Raw genomic sequence first — 464 nt, 5'->3', positions numbered from 1 at the left:
CAGGATGTTGACCAGGCCGGCGGGCAGGCCGGCAGCGTGGGCCGCGCGCGCGACCTCGAAGGCCGAGCACGGCGTGTGGTTGCTGGGGCGCACCACCACCGCGTTGCCGGCGATCAGGGCCGGCGCGATCTTGCGCATCAGCGTGTAGATCGGATAGTTGAACGGGATCAGGGCCGCCACCACGCCGATCGGCTCGCGGTGCAGGAACAGGTTCTCGTTCGGCGAATCGCTGGGGATGGTCTCGCCTTCGATGCGGCGCGCCCACTCGGCGTGATAGCGCGTGATCTCGGCGGCGTAGCGCGCCTCGTTGGTCGCGTCCTCGAGGCTCTTGCCCGATTCGAGCGCGAGCGCGGCGCCGATCCGGGGCGCGCGTTCGGTGATCGCGTCGGCGAACTTGCGCAGCAGCTCGGCGCGCGAGGCGGCCGGCAACAGGCGCCAGGCGCGCTGCGCCTCGCTGGCGGCGG

1 protein-coding gene is annotated in these 464 nt (G+C 72.4%); it reads right to left on the bottom strand.

All coding sequences use genetic code 11. The annotated features are described in order from the left end of the window. Window positions 1-464: aldehyde dehydrogenase family protein (locus FQ746_RS33250; RefSeq protein WP_144114055.1), on the bottom strand; the 464-nt coding region annotated here is incomplete at both ends.

Origin of the sequence: Paraburkholderia sp. BCC1886 (assembly GCF_900996245.1) — a bacterium.
In the GTDB taxonomy this organism is placed as follows: domain Bacteria; phylum Pseudomonadota; class Gammaproteobacteria; order Burkholderiales; family Burkholderiaceae; genus Paraburkholderia.
The sequence above is the reverse complement of the archived record's forward strand: the minus strand, read 5'-3'. Positions and strand labels throughout refer to the sequence as shown.